Annotated in this window: 15 protein-coding genes and 1 pseudogene; 6 read left to right on the forward strand and 10 right to left on the reverse strand. The window is 33.7% G+C overall.

Features of this window, described 5'->3' with window-relative positions:
* Positions 1-54: 54 nt before the first annotated feature.
* Positions 55-2,379 carry an RNA polymerase recycling motor HelD gene (gene helD, locus ACIQ2D_RS20935; protein ID WP_402867240.1) on the forward strand — a complete coding sequence of 775 codons (2,325 nt, stop codon included), beginning with the start codon at positions 55-57 and terminating at the stop codon, positions 2,377-2,379.
* Between the two features lie 252 nt (positions 2,380-2,631).
* Here the strand turns inward: helD and ACIQ2D_RS20940 are convergent, their stop codons facing one another.
* The 7 genes from ACIQ2D_RS20940 to ACIQ2D_RS20970 all read right to left on the reverse strand — a co-directional run bounded on the left by ACIQ2D_RS20940 (position 2,632) and on the right by ACIQ2D_RS20970 (position 8,456).
* Positions 2,632-3,255, reverse strand: coding sequence for an alpha/beta fold hydrolase (locus ACIQ2D_RS20940; protein ID WP_402867241.1), 624 nt, complete (start codon positions 3,253-3,255; stop codon positions 2,632-2,634).
* Positions 3,256-3,382: 127 nt separating this feature from the next.
* Positions 3,383-3,862, reverse strand: coding sequence for a GNAT family N-acetyltransferase (locus ACIQ2D_RS20945; protein ID WP_402867242.1), 480 nt, complete (start codon positions 3,860-3,862; stop codon positions 3,383-3,385).
* A 153-nt stretch (positions 3,863-4,015) separates the two neighbouring features.
* Positions 4,016-4,672 (reverse strand): GAP family protein, encoded by a 657-nt coding sequence (locus ACIQ2D_RS20950; protein ID WP_402867243.1) that lies wholly within the window; start codon positions 4,670-4,672, stop codon positions 4,016-4,018.
* Positions 4,665-5,420, reverse strand: coding sequence for a MerR family transcriptional regulator (locus ACIQ2D_RS20955; RefSeq protein WP_402867244.1), 756 nt, complete (start codon positions 5,418-5,420; stop codon positions 4,665-4,667). The genes ACIQ2D_RS20950 and ACIQ2D_RS20955 overlap by 8 nt, the downstream gene beginning before the upstream one ends.
* 264 nt (positions 5,421-5,684) lie before the next feature.
* On the reverse strand, positions 5,685-6,827 hold the full coding sequence (locus tag ACIQ2D_RS20960) for a site-specific integrase (protein ID WP_402867245.1): 1,143 nt from the start codon (positions 6,825-6,827) through the stop codon (positions 5,685-5,687).
* A gap of 175 nt (positions 6,828-7,002) precedes the next feature.
* Positions 7,003-7,200, reverse strand: coding sequence for a helix-turn-helix domain-containing protein (locus ACIQ2D_RS20965; RefSeq protein WP_402867246.1), 198 nt, complete (start codon positions 7,198-7,200; stop codon positions 7,003-7,005).
* Positions 7,201-7,655: 455 nt separating this feature from the next.
* Complete coding sequence (locus ACIQ2D_RS20970; RefSeq protein WP_402867247.1) at positions 7,656-8,456, reverse strand: hypothetical protein; 801 nt, start codon at positions 8,454-8,456, stop codon at positions 7,656-7,658.
* A 473-nt stretch (positions 8,457-8,929) separates the two neighbouring features.
* On the opposite strand from ACIQ2D_RS20970, the gene ACIQ2D_RS20975 reads away from it, so the two are divergent.
* From ACIQ2D_RS20975 to ACIQ2D_RS20985, 3 genes are read left to right on the forward strand one after another with little or no spacing between them, the layout of a single operon-like run.
* Entirely contained in the window at positions 8,930-10,234 is a 1,305-nt protein-coding gene (locus ACIQ2D_RS20975; RefSeq protein WP_402867248.1) for a tyrosine-type recombinase/integrase, read from the forward strand.
* Positions 10,235-10,246: 12 nt separating this feature from the next.
* Complete coding sequence (locus ACIQ2D_RS20980) at positions 10,247-11,350, forward strand: tyrosine-type recombinase/integrase (RefSeq protein WP_402867249.1); 1,104 nt, start codon at positions 10,247-10,249, stop codon at positions 11,348-11,350.
* Positions 11,350-12,336 (forward strand): tyrosine-type recombinase/integrase, encoded by a 987-nt coding sequence (locus ACIQ2D_RS20985; RefSeq protein ID WP_402867250.1) that lies wholly within the window; start codon positions 11,350-11,352, stop codon positions 12,334-12,336. Before ACIQ2D_RS20980 ends, ACIQ2D_RS20985 begins: the two co-directional genes overlap by 1 nt.
* A gap of 954 nt (positions 12,337-13,290) precedes the next feature.
* Here the strand turns inward: ACIQ2D_RS20985 and ACIQ2D_RS20990 are convergent.
* Positions 13,291-14,118: a tyrosine-type recombinase/integrase gene (locus tag ACIQ2D_RS20990; protein ID WP_402867251.1), complete on the reverse strand. Its 828-nt coding sequence runs from the start codon at positions 14,116-14,118 to the stop codon at positions 13,291-13,293.
* Positions 14,119-14,564: 446 nt separating this feature from the next.
* Here ACIQ2D_RS20990 and ACIQ2D_RS20995 point away from each other — a divergent pair, with 446 nt between their 5' ends.
* Complete coding sequence (locus ACIQ2D_RS20995) at positions 14,565-14,813, forward strand: transposase (RefSeq protein ID WP_402867252.1); 249 nt, start codon at positions 14,565-14,567, stop codon at positions 14,811-14,813.
* A gap of 28 nt (positions 14,814-14,841) precedes the next feature.
* A complete protein-coding gene (locus ACIQ2D_RS21000; protein ID WP_402867253.1) occupies positions 14,842-15,165 on the forward strand; it encodes an LLM class flavin-dependent oxidoreductase in 324 nt (107 codons plus the stop codon).
* On the opposite strand, the pseudogene ACIQ2D_RS21005 reads toward ACIQ2D_RS21000, so the two are convergent.
* Together ACIQ2D_RS21005 and ACIQ2D_RS21010 are read right to left on the reverse strand one after the other, a co-directional pair.
* Positions 15,151-15,292, reverse strand: a pseudogene (locus tag ACIQ2D_RS21005) (winged helix-turn-helix transcriptional regulator); the annotation flags it as partial. The gene ACIQ2D_RS21000 and the pseudogene ACIQ2D_RS21005 overlap by 15 nt on opposite strands.
* A gap of 1,036 nt (positions 15,293-16,328) precedes the next feature.
* Positions 16,329-16,655: a hypothetical protein gene (locus tag ACIQ2D_RS21010; protein WP_402867254.1), complete on the reverse strand. Its 327-nt coding sequence runs from the start codon at positions 16,653-16,655 to the stop codon at positions 16,329-16,331.
* Between the last annotated feature and the right edge of the window lie 300 nt (positions 16,656-16,955).

Raw genomic sequence — 16,955 nt, forward strand, 5'->3', positions numbered from 1 at the left:
ACCAATAAATCCTTTTTAGTCAACTTTTATATATTATTTTTTTTAAGGAGTGTTATGGACATGGACCTTCGCCAAGAGCAAGAACGTGTAAACAGCGTAAAGGAGACAATTTCAGAGCAAATCAATAGATTAGAGGCCGAGACTTCCAAACGTCGGATGGAAGTTGTGAATATCCGCAAACACTTTTGGGATGAAGTAAAGGTTAATCTAGATACCTTCGACGATTATCTTGAGACGATCATCGGCTTGAGACAAGAGGCTCAAGCGCTGTCCGTAAGCCAAAGCACCCATAGACATGCATCTAAAATATTATCTACGCTACGACGTATGCAAGAAGTGCCCTATTTTGGTCGAATCGATTTCATTGAAAAAGGAACTTCAACTGCGGAACGAATCTATATCGGCATCTCAACACTAACGGATACAAGCGGAGAAAATATCCTTATTTACGACTGGAGGTCTCCAGTCTCTAGTGTTTACTACGACTACCAACCTGGTCACGCCGAGTACACTACACCTGATGGTACCATTCATGGCATACTGGATAAAAAGTGGCAATATCTCATCCGCGGCGGCATTATCCAATCTATGTTCGATACCAGCATCACTATTGGTGACGAGATTTTACAGCAAGTGCTCGGGAAAGGTACAGACAAACATATGCACAGTATAGTAGCCACCATCCAACAGGAGCAAAACCAGATCATTCGCCACGATCGTGGTCGAATGCTCATTGTACACGGCGCTGCTGGCAGTGGTAAGACATCAGCTGCCCTTCAGCGGATTGCTTATATACTCTATAAATATCGAGATATGCTGAGTGCCGATCAAATCATACTTTTTTCACCGAATTCGATGTTTAATAGTTACGTTTCCAATGTGCTGCCAGAACTCGGCGAAGAGAATATGCAACAGGTCACATTCCAGGAATACCTGGATCATCGGCTGAATAATGAGTTTGAAGTTGAGAATCCTTACAATCAATTGGAATACGTTTTGACTGCAGTGGATAACCCATTATACAAAACTAGAATTGCGAGCATCCAGTTCAAGGCTAGCACCCGCTTTTTTGAAGCGATCAAATCATACATGGAGTCGTTGGAATTATCCGGAATGGTATTCAGAGGGATTAGCTTCAGAGGAAATAAAATTATTACTGCGGAACAAATCACAGAAAAGTTTTATAGCAACGACACCTCTCTCCGCTTTACTAACAGACTTGAAAAATTGAAGGATTGGCTAATTAAACAATTAAATGAGGCCGAGAAACTCGAATGGATGAAGCCATGGGTACAAGAGGAAATCGATCTCCTTAGCAATGAGGCTTACCATAAGCTATTTACCTACTTAGCGGAAAAACGCGGCTTTACGGGAGAGTCGATTCACGATTATGAAATCGAACCTGAAGCATTATCTCGTTTGATTGTTCACCTGAAGTTGAAACAGTTACGAAAGCAGATCCAGGAGTTTCGTTTCATCAACATTAAGGGAATTTACAGACAGTTTTTTACTGATCCGATCCAGATCAAACAGTGGATGGACCAAGAAGTACCGGAGGAGTGGCCGGCTATTTGCCAATTGACTGTAAAAATGTTGAGCGAAGGTAAACTATTTTACGAAGATGCTACTCCGTTTTTACTTATGAAAGAGCTGATTCAAGGCTTTCAGACGAACAGCTCAATCAAACATATAGTTGTAGACGAGGCGCAAGATTATTCACCGTTTCAATTTGAGTTTTTGAAACGATTGTTCCCTTCGGCTAGAATGACCGTGCTCGGTGACTTTAACCAAGCAATTTTCGCCCATGCCAGCGAAATGGTCGATTTTAACATGCTTACTGGCTTATACGGTCCGGACGAAACAGCTGTAATCAACTTGACACGCAGCTACAGATCCACAAAACCGATTGTCGAGTTTACACGCGGTCTCGTACCTAACGGCGAACGTATTATCGCTTTCGAACGCGATGGCGAGAAGCCTAAATTGACACAACTGTCCAATCGCGCTGAATTACATCGCTCCATTGTTTCCAAAATTGCAGACTTACGGAATCGGCAATATAGCACAATAGCGGTTATATGCAAATCTGCAGCAGAAAGCACTATTGCATACAAATCCTTAAGTGAAATCGAAGACATTAAGCTCGTGAAGAGTGGAACAATTGAATACGAGCAAGGCATTGTCGTCATACCGGCGTATTTGGCCAAAGGTATCGAGTTCGACGCGGTTATTATTTATGACGCATCAGCAGAAGTATACGGAGATGAGAGCCTACGTAGATTGTTTTACACTGCCTGCACCCGGGCCATGCATCACTTGCAACTATACAGTGTAGGCGAACCAAGCCCCTTTTTACGCGACGTTGCGCCGGAAATATGATTTTGTAATTATTTAACGGCAAATGTAAAAACTCCATTTTGAAAAAAAGATTGATCAAAATGGAGTTTTCTCATTTTATGAAGTAAGAGATTTTTATAATAAAGTTAATCATTTCAATTAGCCATCCCCCCGCTAGTTGAAGAGTAGACTTTTGTCGCTAATACTATCTCTACGACTTTTAAAAATGAGATATTCAAGAAAGAATTGAAAAACTATATAAAACAAGATTGCTCAGATAAAATGGATTTACCTTCATTGTTTTATCAAAAAATTATTAAGTATGGACGCCATTTTTTCGGGCGCATCCACATTTATTTCATGACCTGCACCCATAACTGTCCGAATCTCTGCTTTTGGTATTTGCGCTGCCACCTTCTTCGCTGCCCTTTTATTCACTCTATCCTTTTCCCCACATAAAACCAGAGTCTTGCATTGAACCCTTGTTAAGTCGTTACTAAAATCTAAGTCCATCATAGAACTTGTCAATACAATAAAATCATTTTTACTGGATCCAAGTTTTTGAAAAGAAGATTCAGGCATAAAGCGAAAAATGATATTTTGAAATTTAAGGATCAGTTTAGGCATTTTGTATTGTGGCGCCATTAAAACCAAAGATTGAATTCTTTTTGGATGGTCAATCGTATAATTCAATGCAAGAACTGCTCCCAGAGAAAGTCCTAAAAGGGTGACCGGCTCAGAAAATTCTTCAATATATTCCGAGAACGCGAGGTATAGATTCTTGTAAGTGGGTTTTTGATCTTTCAGAAGTTCAAACAAATCAAGATGCGAAATTTGAGTTGTGTTCTCCATAAAAGATATAGTTTTCTCCCAACTTGAGGAATTTTGCCCTAAACCATGAACAAAAATATATCTCATTAAATTACCCTCCAAAATTCTATTATATGTATAATAACGTATAAACTTTGAGTTAAACTGCCCAGTTAGTAGAATAAAAAATAAGAGCTGTCAAAACAGTTCTACAACCTTAAAGTAAAGGATCCTATTAACTTAGCAACTTTTCCAGTTCAATTTCATCTCTAATCGGAATTCCATCATTACCTACTAACGGTATCTCAGGCTTTAATTTTCTTGCTTTCTCAACTGCATTGATTAAAATTTTCGACAAGTAAAAACCACGTTTTTGATAAAACTTTAAAGCTAACAAATTATCATTTGTCGTTATAAGTTTAATGATTTTACATTTTTTCTTAACAGCAAGATTTTCAACTTCTTGAACCAGTGCTGAACCTATTCCCTTCCCCTCTTCAATACAATCTAAGGAAATTATTTCACATTCATTAAAAGCAATTATATAAGTAATTAAGCCAATGATTTCATTTTCATCATTTACAACGATAAATCCATCTAATTCACTGCAATCATAAATCCCACTTGAAATAACCATTTCGGAACTTCCCCAATGAGCCTTGAAAAATCCAATTACTTGATCTCTTGATAACTCATCTATTTCAAATATTATCATCAAAAACACCTCTTTAGGCTGAATATAGTTTAATCATACTCTTAAATCAACCTGCTTCTTTAGTACAATATAAGTTCAAAAAAGAGCGTTAATCTCTCTTCGATCAACGCACTCTGCTAGTTCAAGTGTATACACGCACAAACTGTATCTACATTAACCAAAGTTACCACCATTAGCTAACATTATAAGTCCAACGAAGAACATAATCCAAGATAAAGCTGAACTTGTATTCTTCTGAAATAAGGCTTGCAAACTTCTTAATGGTTTCTGCATAAACCTGCGGAATAACATATGAAGGAGAAGTAATACAAGGGCAGGAACAACCATCATTACATTGTACACTGCTAAAACAGGTAACCATTCATAAATGGTAAACTCGTTACTAATCATTAGACCAATTGAAGCGAAATAGGGTATTGCAGTAGCTACTTCTAGAAGAGAAGTGGTTATACCTAATGCAATCATCGCATTCACCTTAAACTGTTTTGGTTTAGGTGATTCCGCAAATTTTTTCTTTGGTACAAACCAACTGCCAATAAACAAAATAGCACCAACGATGGTCATAAGAATTTTTGCAGTATTACTACTTAAAGCATCTGCAATCGGATTAAATATGATATCTAAGCCCAACATTAAAAACACACCTGTGCAAAAATAAAACACGATAACGGTTGTTATATAAGTGACAATTAGCTGGGTTTGTTTTTTCTTCCCTACAAGTAACACGTACACGGATACTCCGATAATAGCTGGGCTAAACATATCTAGAATAGCCAATGCACCAATATACAATAGTATTTCATTACTCATTAGTTCCCCTCAACTCCCTAGCTTCATAAATGTTAAAAGCTTGTTCAACATACTTTAAAAACTCTTCATCAAGTGGATATAATCCGACCTTATCCGAAAGTGAGGGAGATTTTCGGATATCCCACATTTTCTCTAGAAAAGATTCGTTATCTGGATAATCTTCAGTACTCTTCTCTAACATCCGCTTTATGATACGTTGGACTGAATCTGACTCTGCCCCAGATGACATTAATTGCTTCAACTGACCTAACAATCCTATCCACTCTAAAGAACTCGGATCATTGCGATTTAAGTTTGGAAGGCTTTGTACCAAACCCCATTCATCATTAGAAAACATTTGCTTTCGAAATGCTTGTTTTTTCTCACTTTCCCTATTAGAAAGTTGAATCATCTTTTGAATTAGGCCTTCGTTCAATTCTCCCTCAATCGCTAAGGCATTCTTTAAGCCAGTTAACGTATTCTCCATTTGCTTCAACTTTTCTTGCTCTTCTAAAACAAATGCAAGTTGATGTTCTAAACTAGTTGACCATTCCCACGTTTCGTTCAAAAGTCTTTGGATTTCTTTCAATTTAAACCCTAAATTTTTGAGAAATAGAATTTGTTGTAGTCTTTTCAGTTCTTCATCTCCATACAATCTGTGACCCCCTTCTGTTTTATTTAAAGGTAGTAGTAATTTAATTTCTTCATAGTAACGTAAGGTACGAACAGAAATTCCGGTTAATTTTGATATTTCCTTAATTGTAATCATTTATTGTACCTCCTCGTTTGTTTAATAACATTATACAAAATGACGTTACGTAACTTTCAAGTATTTTCGGAAAAATAAATTAACTACTTATAATTCCTTCAACTAATCGGCTTCGTTCGTTCAATAAATTCAAAAAAGCGTTAATCCTTTTCGGATTAACGCCTTGACTCTTTATCATTTTAAAACCTAGCCCATAAACGTTGATATAGTAATGTTTACAGGCCTTTTCATCTAGTAACTTCTTACTGCTATTTTTTCATTTGCTCACAATTTGCTCACGGAACGATTTAATGCGGAAAGAAAAATATCCGCTACTTCATTATCTTGATTCGGAATAAGGTGAGCGTATGTTTCTAATGTAATTTTAGGATTAGCATGACCTAATCGATGTGCCACCTTAACAATATCTACACCTTCAGAAATTAGGATAGATGCGTGTGTATGACGTAAATCATGAAAGCGAATACGCGTAATTTCCGCAGCATTAACAAGTCGGTTCATTACACGTAACACGTTTCTTGGATCCTGTGCTGATCCTTGTTTCGTACAAACCACAAAACCTTGTTCCTGATATTCGTCCCCTAACCGATCTTTCCAAATTTGCTGATGTTCTTGATGATTTATTAATTCATCAAGAAGCAATTGCGGGATAGGGATTTCTCGTTTCGCATTTTTGGTCTTAAGCGTTGTAAAAATATATTTCGTTTCAGGAGTGTAAGCTAAAGAACGATTAATTTTAATCGTCTTTTTTTCATAATCAATATCGGACCATTTTAACCCTAAAATTTCTCCCCTTCGCATACCCGTATAAATAGCGAGTAAAAAAGTGATTCGATGATATTCACCTCTACAATATTGAAGAAATGTAATAATTTCTTGAGGACTCCAAATTTTCATCTCTTCTTTCTTTATAGCCGGTGAAACCGCATTAACAACAGGATTACTCGATAGTTTTTTCCATCTTATAGCTTGTTCAAATACTTGTTTCAGCATTTGATGCATTTTACGAATATAACTAGCCTTATATCCTTCATCAATTTTCAGACTATAATATGAATCAATATCTTCTGTTGTTATTTTGGACATTTCTTTTTGAGCAAAGGGATTCTCTTTGATTAAATGCTTATACATCAAATATCTTTTATTTGATGCTGTAGTATCTCCAATTCTTTTTTGAAAATGTTCAGTAAACCACCTTTCTATAAACTTAGAGAAAGTTTCATTACTTGGATTAACATACTTATTATCATCGATTTCAACAAGAAGTTTATTAAGCGCTGCTTGAGCATCTTTTTTTCTTTTGAATCCTCCTCTAGTTTTTTGTTTCCTTTTTCCTGTAATTGGATCTCTGCCTATATCAACAACATATGCCCAATGACTTCCACGTAATTTAATGCTTCCTTTCATTTTCGTCAACCTCCGTACTTGTTTCGAAACATGTTAAGGAAAGCAAGTGATCTACTACTATTTTGAACACTTACTTCCTATTTTATAAGCCACTTATTTGTTAAAGACCGATTAATTATCAAAAAAATTTAAGAGTCATTTATTCCATATAGTTAAATACGTCGGGTAGTAGTCCTTAGTGCTTACTTAACCATGAGAAGAATTCACTTCTTAAGACTCTTTTACTTCTCCCAATTCTAATTAATGGAAAATCTTTTCTGTTCATGAGCTCATATGCGGTTGGTTTTGAAATTTTTAATATCTGACTGATTTCAATTGCAGTCAAAACAAGAGGATAAGATTCAATTTCTGCTCGTTCATCCCCCCAACTCATTTGGATTTTTCCTGTTGGACTTTTAAATTGTTTTTCTCCTCTGGTTTCGAATTCACATCATTAATCTCATTCTTCATTTTCAACTCATCCTCCCATACTTTTAATAAAGCAAGTGCTCTTTCACGTCCGTTTATTGACTGTTCCTTATCTTTTTAAGCAAAATAAACCCTCCTAAGATTTTTCTCTTAAGAGGGTTTCTAATATAATTTATTATTTACATTTAACCCACATATGGGTCAAGATTGGCAATCAACTTTAGTTAAAAATGTACGAATTACCTTAGGATTATTCAACTATAGCGTTCAATTAAATAGACTCATTTATTTTGCAGGTAATAATTCAGGTCTATACGTTCTATCGCTAAAAACTATCCTCTTTCTTTTTACTCACTTTAAAAGAAAGAAAATCACAACCCCTCATAAGCTCGTTCTCTTAAGAGGGGTTACAAAATTTCGTTATTTTATCTGCGGAAGTAGCAGGTTTCTCCATAAAAAACGTTCCTGTAAGTGTAAAATATCTGGCTTAAAAGAATCGTCTAATGGAATTAAAATATAGAGCTTATTATTTTCTCGTAAAATAGCTTTTCTAATAAACATTTCACTTTTCACTTTTAACGAACTTTCTAAAATAAATAATGCAGAATACTCGATACTAGCTTCATTTTCTATATGAATTTCTACAGTAAAGAATTTTTCTCTGATATCAACCCGAGTATTCAGGAAAGATTTTTCAAATTTAAAAAAGTCATTTTCAACTTTCACACCATAAATTGTTCTTCTAAAGTCTAAAGAATTTTTCATTTTAGTTATTATCTCATCAACAAGCTCAAATAATGACTTTGATTCAATCGTTGTTCTATCATATTCAACAAACGAATTAATCATTTTATATTCTGCATTCGTATCAGCAAGATATCGATGTGGTAGATCTAATACAATTGATAAATTATAAATCAACTCAGGCAAAAAATTCCTTTGCTTATAAACATTTTTGTTTATATTCCTAACATTATTCTGTTTAATAAATTCTCCAATCGTAGTTCCGGAAGATTTCACAATTCTCCCTAACTCCTCATTAGTAAAATCAAATATTACCTTCATTGCCATTACACGTATAGTTATTGATACTTTAGCCAAATACAAATTAAATAAAGTTGGCTTTTCATTAAAAATGTGTCTTAACTCATTCAATTTCTCCGTTCGATGAATATTCCTTTTTTTGAGATATTCATCAAAATCAATTTCACCTTTAATCAAACCCAAAATCAATTCTAAATGGTATTCATCGTTAGATTTTAATGATCTTAACGACTTTAAGTTTTTAGTATCGATAAATCATCACCTGATTTAAATACTATAACCTTGAATTACCCTTATGGTGCCTAGCCCATATATGGGCCAAGACATTAAGCTTTTTAAGTTAAAGCAATACTTTAAAAAGCAGCAATCCACAGTTTCTTCTTTCCCTTGCAGATGCTACCTCTTTAAAAAAACATGATGATTTTCTCATTGGGTACCCCCTAGATTTACCAAGGAACATATTTTCCTTGCAAGTTTTTTGATTTTTCTGTATATATTGTAGTGCAAATGGAAAAGAATAGGTGTATTACTCTACAAATGCTTAATTAATTTACTCTTGTTTGTTTTATGTAGGCCTCTGGATATGACACCAAATCATATCAATTTATATTAATATTCTAACATATGAAAGGAGCTCAAATACGACTTTTATGGAAAATATCATTAACTCCCGAAAAACTTTATCGAATATAAATAAATTTGATCCTTATTATCAGCAATTAATAGAGGAACTTTTACTAACTTTTAGTCCCTCTTATAGTAGATCAAATATCAATTTAGTTCTGAACCAGTTATATGAACATTGTCTAGAAGATCCTTTACTGAGATCTAGGAAGAATGGCACTTTATTAATTTCCGAAATTACACTTGATCACATTCTAAAATATCAACATAAAATTGAACTTCGAGTTAACAAATATGAAATTTCGAAACAGTACGGTAATAGAATCCTTTCTTATGTTCGAAGGTTTTGTGAATTTTTAACTAATAAACGTTTGATTAACCTTTTTTACAAACCCGTGAATTTTTTGAAAAGTGAGCCTAAAGATAGAAATACACAAATTATTCCTTTACTTTCGAATTTCATGGTGTTCTTAGATAATAAAAACTATGCATCATTTGAAAGTTATATAAAACATATTAAAAGATTTTTAGTATTTTCATCCTATAATTCTGAAATAGTTTGCAACGAATATTTTTGGGAGGACCGAATAAAGAAATATGAGGTATTTTTACGCAATGAAGTCATTAAAGAAAAGATACTATCTTTAAGTGCTTATATTTATTTAAAATGCATTAGAACATTTTATGACTTTTTATATGAGGAAAAAATCATTAGTTTTAAATATAAGATCCCGAAAAATTTTGAAAAAAAAGGTAACAGAAACAATGAATTCATACCTGTTCAGGATTTATTAATCCTTATAGATACAATTTTAGAAAGGTCCTCGAATACCTTAAGAGATATTTCAATTTTTTTAATTCTCTTAGAAACCGGTTGTCGTCATATAGAAGTGGCAAATTTAGAAATCGATGATGTAGTGTTAGCTGAGCGTTTAATTACTCTAAAAAGCAAAAAATCACACCAAAGAACTTTAAAAATCAGCAAAGACCTAGTGGATTTTATACAAGCGTACTTAAAAATCAGATGCAATTATCTACCCGATGCAAAAACTAAAACATTATTTTTAAAACTAAATGGCACTCCTATAACTTCTACTACAATTTATGATTGGTTCAAACTTACTAACATTAGGGCCTTTGGAAAAACGAAATTTTCACCGAGATCTTTACGACATACATTTATTACTAATGCATTGAATAATAAAAATGATATCAAAGAAGTAGCCCAAATTGCGGGTCATAAAACACTATCTGTTACTATGGGCTATTTTTACCGAGATTTAGAAAGAATTAAAGAAGTTGTTGTCGGGAAAGAATTAAATTTTGATTAGGAGGAAGATTGATTGGCTATTGAAAAAAAAAGTAATTTTTCACTTGAAGAAATTAGTAAACAACTAGGTGTTACTCCCCTAGCTTTAAAATCTTTTCTGGAGCTAAAAAATCACGAAACGTATGTGAATTCTAATCGAACTGAGCAACCTTTAGCACTTTTTATAATAGATGAATTTCTCATTAACTTAAAAGAATTGGTCCAAATTAACAAACGTTCTTCAGAAACTTGGACAACCTATAATAACTTTTTAATTAGAGTAAAATCTTATCTCCATGAACATTGTTCTTCTCTGAAAATTACTGAACTAAACGAAATAATTCTCCTTAAAATCATTCAAAGTAGTCCGAAGAAAAAGGACAAATATGCAGTTAAAACCTTGAATAAATATAGTGCGATTATGAAGAGCATTATGACATTTGCGTTTGAAATGAATTACACTCAGGTCGACTTTGGATACAAGTTTAAATTTGAAAACGCTGCATTACTTCCACGGTATATTAAAGATGAAGATGTATCTAAAATTCTTAAATGTGTAGAAAGTTTTTCAAAACCATACAGATGCAGAGCAATGATTATTTTTTTACTCGGGACTGGCTGCCGTGTTAGTGAAATTTCAAGTATGCGAGTTAAAGACTTTGATGTAGAAAACGATTTGATATTCATTCGGAAAGGGAAAGGAAACAAAGAGCGTTACATTCCTATGTTTAAAGAAGTAAAAGAAGAGATATTACACTATTTAAGTAAAAGTGGAATGGAAGAGTGGGATTCCAAATACGAGGGGTATCTTTTTGCTAGAGATGAGAATTTACAAAGGGAAAGAAAATTTCCGATCAGAACAATTGAATATTTAGCTGATCGACTACGCGAGAGGCTTCCAGAAATAAATCATATAACTGTTCATACATTTCGACACACATTTGCAGTTAAGTGCTTAAAGATGGGCATCAGTTTGCATAATCTATCATTGATTTTAGGACATTCAGATCCAAAAACGACAATGGTTTATACTCAATTATATAATGAGGATTTAAAAGAACAAATTACAAATAAATTTCCTTTCCCATTTGAAAATTTATTAAATCAAGTTATTAAAGATGAGGATGTTGATAAATAATGGACTCTCTATTGGAAAATATCGAGTATTTTTTAAAAAACTCCCGTTTAACTAAAGAAACCAACGAAAAATACCTAAATAGATTAAACGATTTCACATTATATTTAGCTACTCTAATGAATGAAAAAAAAGAAGAAATTTATTTGGATAAAGTTTACGTGGAAAAGGATTCTGTTGGTGTTCTAATTAGATATCATCCAATTGATAGTGCTTTGTTGGATAGCTACTTTAGAACCTTAATATATAAAGGTTTTAGCCCAATGAAGTCAAATCATAACGCCTTATCGAGCTTCTTTTCGTTTCTTGAAAAGAATTATAACTTCAAAAATCCTATGGTGGATATAGAGTTTCGTCTTTCTGAATATACGCCAGAAAAGAAATATTCAAGGGTTTTAACTCGGGGAAATATAATTAAATTCTTTAATGCTATAGTTACAAACTCAAAAGATTTGAAAACAGACTTACTATTGTTCTGCCTTCTCTTATCTACAGGTTGCAGAATATCAGAAATTTTAGATTTACAATGTAAAGATATTGATTTTGAAAACGATACATTTTTGCTAAAAAAAACGAAGAATAATCATCAAAGAATTGTAAATCTAAGGCCTGGGATGGGGAGGATTATCGAGACGTATGCTTATAAACGGAATAGAGTTGTAACAGATTTCTTATTCTTGAACTGTAAAAATAATAAACTAACACGTACCGACGTTGATGCGTTATTAAAAGAATATTTACGTTTATCAAACTTACCTCCTATTAATATTCATGGATTCAGACATACATTTGCCACTTTAATGGCTGATGAAGATACCCCCATTAATTTTATTCAGCAAATGTTAGGTCATAAAAGTATTCAATCAACAAAAAGTTATATTAATCCACATTACCTCCGAAATAAAAACTTAAGAATACCTGAAAACCAGTTGGTGTTGAATCGTTTGAAAGAAAGATTAAAAATCAAAAGCGTAGAAAGAGACATCTAATACTGAATGTCTCTTTCTACGCTTTGCTCCTTCCTTTCAACGCTTCATTTTCCTTAAAGCTTCCGAATTTACCGACCAATCAGCAATCAGAGATATTAAATGATTACATCCCTTGGTCAAAAACTTCCAAGTTGGATTATAAAATAGCCTTATATCTGATAAAAAATCAGTGATATACGACTATTTGTGATGCGTATCGAAAATGTGCGCTTTTTTATATTTCGGACTTACATTATAGGAGGTTCTCCCTTAACCTATATTCAACTCATCAAGACTTTTTTAATAATTCTCCAATATTTATTAATCCTCATCCTTTTTTTGTATGTAGTTAAAGATACTGTTGTATTTACCAATCAATCAATGATAACGAGAAGAAATAAATTGGACCTTCCAATTAGCCATTGAAAATTATTGCTCCTCTATGCCAGTTTTAAGACTACTAGTAGCTAAAATGCTGAATTTTTAAAAAAGGTAGATTTTAAAAAAAATGATTGTCACTCAAAGTATTGCATTTCGAACCCTAATAGGAGTTATGATGTACCCATAACAAAATACGATAAAGAAAAAAATAATACAAAGTATAAGCGCTATATGTTTGAGGGGGATTATCACACCATTTTCCTTTTCAAAAAATTGTGCACTTGCTTCTCGGTCAGTGGATGCTTTTAGATAGCTATAATATCCAGAACTGGACACCTCCAAAAGTTTACATCGAGGGAGTTTACCAACCAGATACTCATCCTTCGCTCGCTAACAAGTTGTACATTTGGATTCTTTTGAAGTGTTTTTTATCGCTTTGGATGAAAATGTTATCTTACTCATGTTGTCCCCTAATCTGCATATCTTGAAATTTAAGTATATAAAAATACCTGTTGGTAAAACACCTTCCTTTTTCAAGTGTCCTAACTACAGGTACCCTATTAAAATGCGTAGAAGTTTAACTCCTTTTTTGTTTTATTGTTTAGTAAATCGATCGACTACATTTGCTAAACCTTCTGTACTGAAATAACTTGCAATCCTGCCGATACTAAAACGTCCATTTAGTACTTTAACTGTCTCAATTGGTGTACCCTTATTAACAAGTGTCTTCACAAATGTATGACGAAGTTGAGTTGAATTTATTCCGTATTGTTTTAACATTGATTGAATCGAACGAGCGCTTAAAGGTTTGTAAAATGATGATAAAAACAACGCTTCGAGGTTGTCATTTCTTTGATCTAAATAATCTTTGATTGCTTTACAAGTTCCACTGCTAAGTGGAACAATTCGTTCACAACCCATTTTATACTCACGCACATTTACTGTGCCTCTACTTTCACACAGATTTACATCATTACGGTCAAGCGCCGCCACTTCACTTAGACGTAATCCGGAATATAAAAAGAGGCTTACAATCGCATGGTCACGCTTATTAGGTTTAAGAGCAGTTAAATGTAATATCTCATTTGCATTTTCAGGGGATAACCAAGTTCGTGCTTGTTGCTTAGCTTTAAGTGGTTTAAAGATACGAAGACCCTCGCTTACTTCCGGCTTTCCTACATAACGGCTGTATGCTTTGATTGCTGCTATTTCACGATTAACACCACTAGCCGAACGCTTAGCAAACTGCTTATCGATATAGTTCTGTACGTTTATACGACCATATCCAATCAAGTCTGTATCACTTTCGTCTAAATACTTACCGAACCTTTCCAACGAATATCTGTAAGAATTTACTGTATTATTCGCTTTACCTGCTAGAGCCTCTGTTATAAATCGGTCTATACATTCCTTGTTATTCATACCCAAAATACCTCCAAATTAATTGTACGCAATTTTTTCTAATCGTTAGTAGTTCTTGTTAGCGACTAAATATATATCAATGTATTTGTCAGAAGTTAATACATTTATATCCAACTATAGCCGTTATTATACGTTTGTATAGAACAATATTTAGCAAAAATTCTAGTGAAAAATTGAGATGAAAAATGCCTATAAAAACGGTGTGGAAAGATTAGAAGAGTTACATCTTATTTACTAGATTTAGAAAGTTAAACAGAAATGAGACCACCCATTTTTTTAGTAGCGATAGGTCACTATTACGACCCAAGAGTACAGTTTTTTGAGGCAAGAGAGTCATTGTCTTTTACGAAAAACTAGAACAGATGCAATTGATGCCTATCACTTAGGTGAACTGCATTACAAATAATTCAGTCAATCTTTATCAAAGCATTCTCGTTAGTCTGAATATGTATATTTATTTACTTCAAGCGTACCGCCAACAACTTTCTACGTTAGAGCGTGAGATTAATCAACTGGCGGCACAACTCGAAGAATATGAATTAATCAAGTCAATTCCAGGAATAGGTGAAAAAATCGTTGCTACGATACTTTCAGAAATTGAGCTGTTTAATCATCCCAAAAATCTAGTAGCCTTTGAGAGTCTATACCCAGTGTGTTTGAATCAGATCGCTTTAAAGGAACGAAAAATCACATAAACCGCACTGTCTCACACTAGGATTAACAGTGACATTTGTCAATCAGTCTACAACTAGCTTCTCCCTTGAGGATGAACTCCACTACGCAAAAAAGGCTGAAAACATTGGATTAATTAGTTTATTTATGCGTGATACTACTTTTATCAAAAAAGGTAAAACGGCGGCAACATTTGGATACAATCCATTTGTCAACCTTTCCCATCTCGCTGCACACACAAAGAAAATCGCACTTGGTACAGGGAGTATTGTGACCACTCTTCTCCATCCAGTTTTAACTGCAAAAGCAGCAGCAACGTTTGATTTATTATCACAAGAACGTCTACCCCAGTCCCCAGCTTTACATCGCTTTTAGTATAGGAATAAATACTCCCCCTTCTTTTGTTAATGAATACTCAGACTTTTAGTGGTACTACTTTAAATACCTCACGATGCACCAGTTCATCTATCTCTAGCTCGCTTAGTTGATGCGTCATAATGCCCTAGTCTAAAATATAAGAGACAAGGCTTGTGCTTAAAGCCAAATTTTTCATTGGAAACCTTATTCCACAATTTGGCCTTATTGTGGAATAAAAAAAATCCAACATCAACACTAACGGGTTCACTTTCAGGGTGTAAAACTTAAAATAAACACATATTAAGAGTCCGAATTAGTTATCTAATCCAGACTCTTATTTTCGTTGTTATCACTTGATTTGTATTATAAAAATACCATTCAGACCTTACTTTAGATATCAAAATATTTTCCGTACAAGTTCCTCACTACCATCCCCATGATAAATAAGACCATGATGGATAGAATCGACGACAGGGAATTATATTTATTGGCTCTTCTAAGCTTTCTTAAGCTAAGTTTCTGACCCATAAATACCATCTCTTTTTATATTTGTAAGGATTATTATGTCCATAAAATATTAATAAATAATTTTAGTTTCACCGGAATCATATTACCTTTATAAAGATGCCTTTATAGTCAAGCTACAAATAACATATCGTTATTGAAATAATGGGGTGTAATTGGTGCGACTCGTTCCGTGCTCAAATGAGTTGAGGTTAACACAATCTCCTTAAAGATTAGGCAATTTATGATTTAAATCGTAACAAGCTTATCAACTTATCAAGTGACAATAAAGTTTTTTTAATTTTAAAGCCTCAAACAGACATAACCCCGTTCTAAGTTAGGACGGGGTTAAATATAGTTATTTAATTTTCGATGTCAGATGCTCTATTTGCCTCAACGTTCTAGGGGCTTATTCGCCTACCATACCGTCGTTATCACGATCTTGCATATATTTGTACAACCAATGTTATATTTAGGTTAGATAGGGCAAAGAGTTGATAATAAAAGGACCGAACATTTTAGATATGTCTAATATGTTCAATCCTTTGTTTATTTTCTTATTCAATTAAAGCCCCCGCTACTATTAACAAGAATCGCTCTTAATAAGGTCCTATCAATTCTTCTGGTGAATGAATAACATCGTGGGCAAGATATTTCCTCTCTATTGCTTGAAGAAATTAAGATCTAAGCAATTGAGAAGGGGTACTAAATTCTTGCTGCCCTTCTTTCGTTTCAATGTATAAGTTCTCTTTATCAAAAATGAGTTCAATTGGTTGATTATAAAGTTTGTTAACTGTATTAATTTTTTCAACGAAAGGTTGGATGTAATCGTTCTGCTTTTCTATAAATTGTTTCATAGTCCGCTCTGTTCTTTTTGAACCTTTCTTTTCTAGTATCTTGCTGCTTATTTTTAAGGACTCACCCAATAATAAATTCCTAAATTCTGGTTTATCGGCTAAACTAGCGCCTACACCTCTGCTAGCGCTTGTAAGTCCCTTTATCATGTGGGACTGTATTGAGGACTGAGCATATCCTTCAATTTGGTCATAGCACTGAGTGTAGATTTCATGATACTTAAGTGAATAATCTTCTATTTTTTTAGAAATAGCATTAAGATATGCTGACTCGAAGTTTTCTAATAGAATGATTTCAAGGAACGAAGAAAAGGAAAACAAATATAAAGCAAGTTGGTAGTCATTAAACTCAGACAGGGGACTGACCTAATAACATGAGACAAATAAAAACACCTTTCATTGAATAACGGGTATTTAAACCTGAAATAATCAATGTGGAGGTGTTTTTCT

This window comes from Lysinibacillus sp. NPDC097287, assembly GCF_044761695.1.
Classification (GTDB): Bacteria; Bacillota; Bacilli; order Bacillales_A; family Planococcaceae; genus Lysinibacillus.

Excerpts from the sequence above, each read along its gene's own strand:
- helD (WP_402867240.1), top strand. The coding sequence starts at position 55 with ATGGACATGGACCTTCGCCAAGAGCAAGAACGTGTAAACAGCGTAAAG.
- ACIQ2D_RS20940 (WP_402867241.1), bottom strand. The coding sequence starts at position 3,255 with ATGAGATATATTTTTGTTCATGGTTTAGGGCAAAATTCCTCAAGTTGG.
- ACIQ2D_RS20945 (WP_402867242.1), bottom strand. The coding sequence starts at position 3,862 with ATGATAATATTTGAAATAGATGAGTTATCAAGAGATCAAGTAATTGGA.
- ACIQ2D_RS20950 (WP_402867243.1), bottom strand. The coding sequence starts at position 4,672 with ATGAGTAATGAAATACTATTGTATATTGGTGCATTGGCTATTCTAGAT.
- ACIQ2D_RS20955 (WP_402867244.1), bottom strand. The coding sequence starts at position 5,420 with ATGATTACAATTAAGGAAATATCAAAATTAACCGGAATTTCTGTTCGT.
- ACIQ2D_RS20960 (WP_402867245.1), bottom strand. The coding sequence starts at position 6,827 with ATGAAAGGAAGCATTAAATTACGTGGAAGTCATTGGGCATATGTTGTT.
- ACIQ2D_RS20965 (WP_402867246.1), bottom strand. The coding sequence starts at position 7,200 with ATGAGTTGGGGGGATGAACGAGCAGAAATTGAATCTTATCCTCTTGTT.
- ACIQ2D_RS20975 (WP_402867248.1), top strand. The coding sequence starts at position 8,930 with ATGGAAAATATCATTAACTCCCGAAAAACTTTATCGAATATAAATAAA.
- ACIQ2D_RS20985 (WP_402867250.1), top strand. The coding sequence starts at position 11,350 with ATGGACTCTCTATTGGAAAATATCGAGTATTTTTTAAAAAACTCCCGT.
- ACIQ2D_RS20990 (WP_402867251.1), bottom strand. The coding sequence starts at position 14,118 with ATGAATAACAAGGAATGTATAGACCGATTTATAACAGAGGCTCTAGCA.
- ACIQ2D_RS20995 (WP_402867252.1), top strand. The coding sequence starts at position 14,565 with ATGTATATTTATTTACTTCAAGCGTACCGCCAACAACTTTCTACGTTA.
- ACIQ2D_RS21010 (WP_402867254.1), bottom strand. The coding sequence starts at position 16,655 with ATGATAAAGGGACTTACAAGCGCTAGCAGAGGTGTAGGCGCTAGTTTA.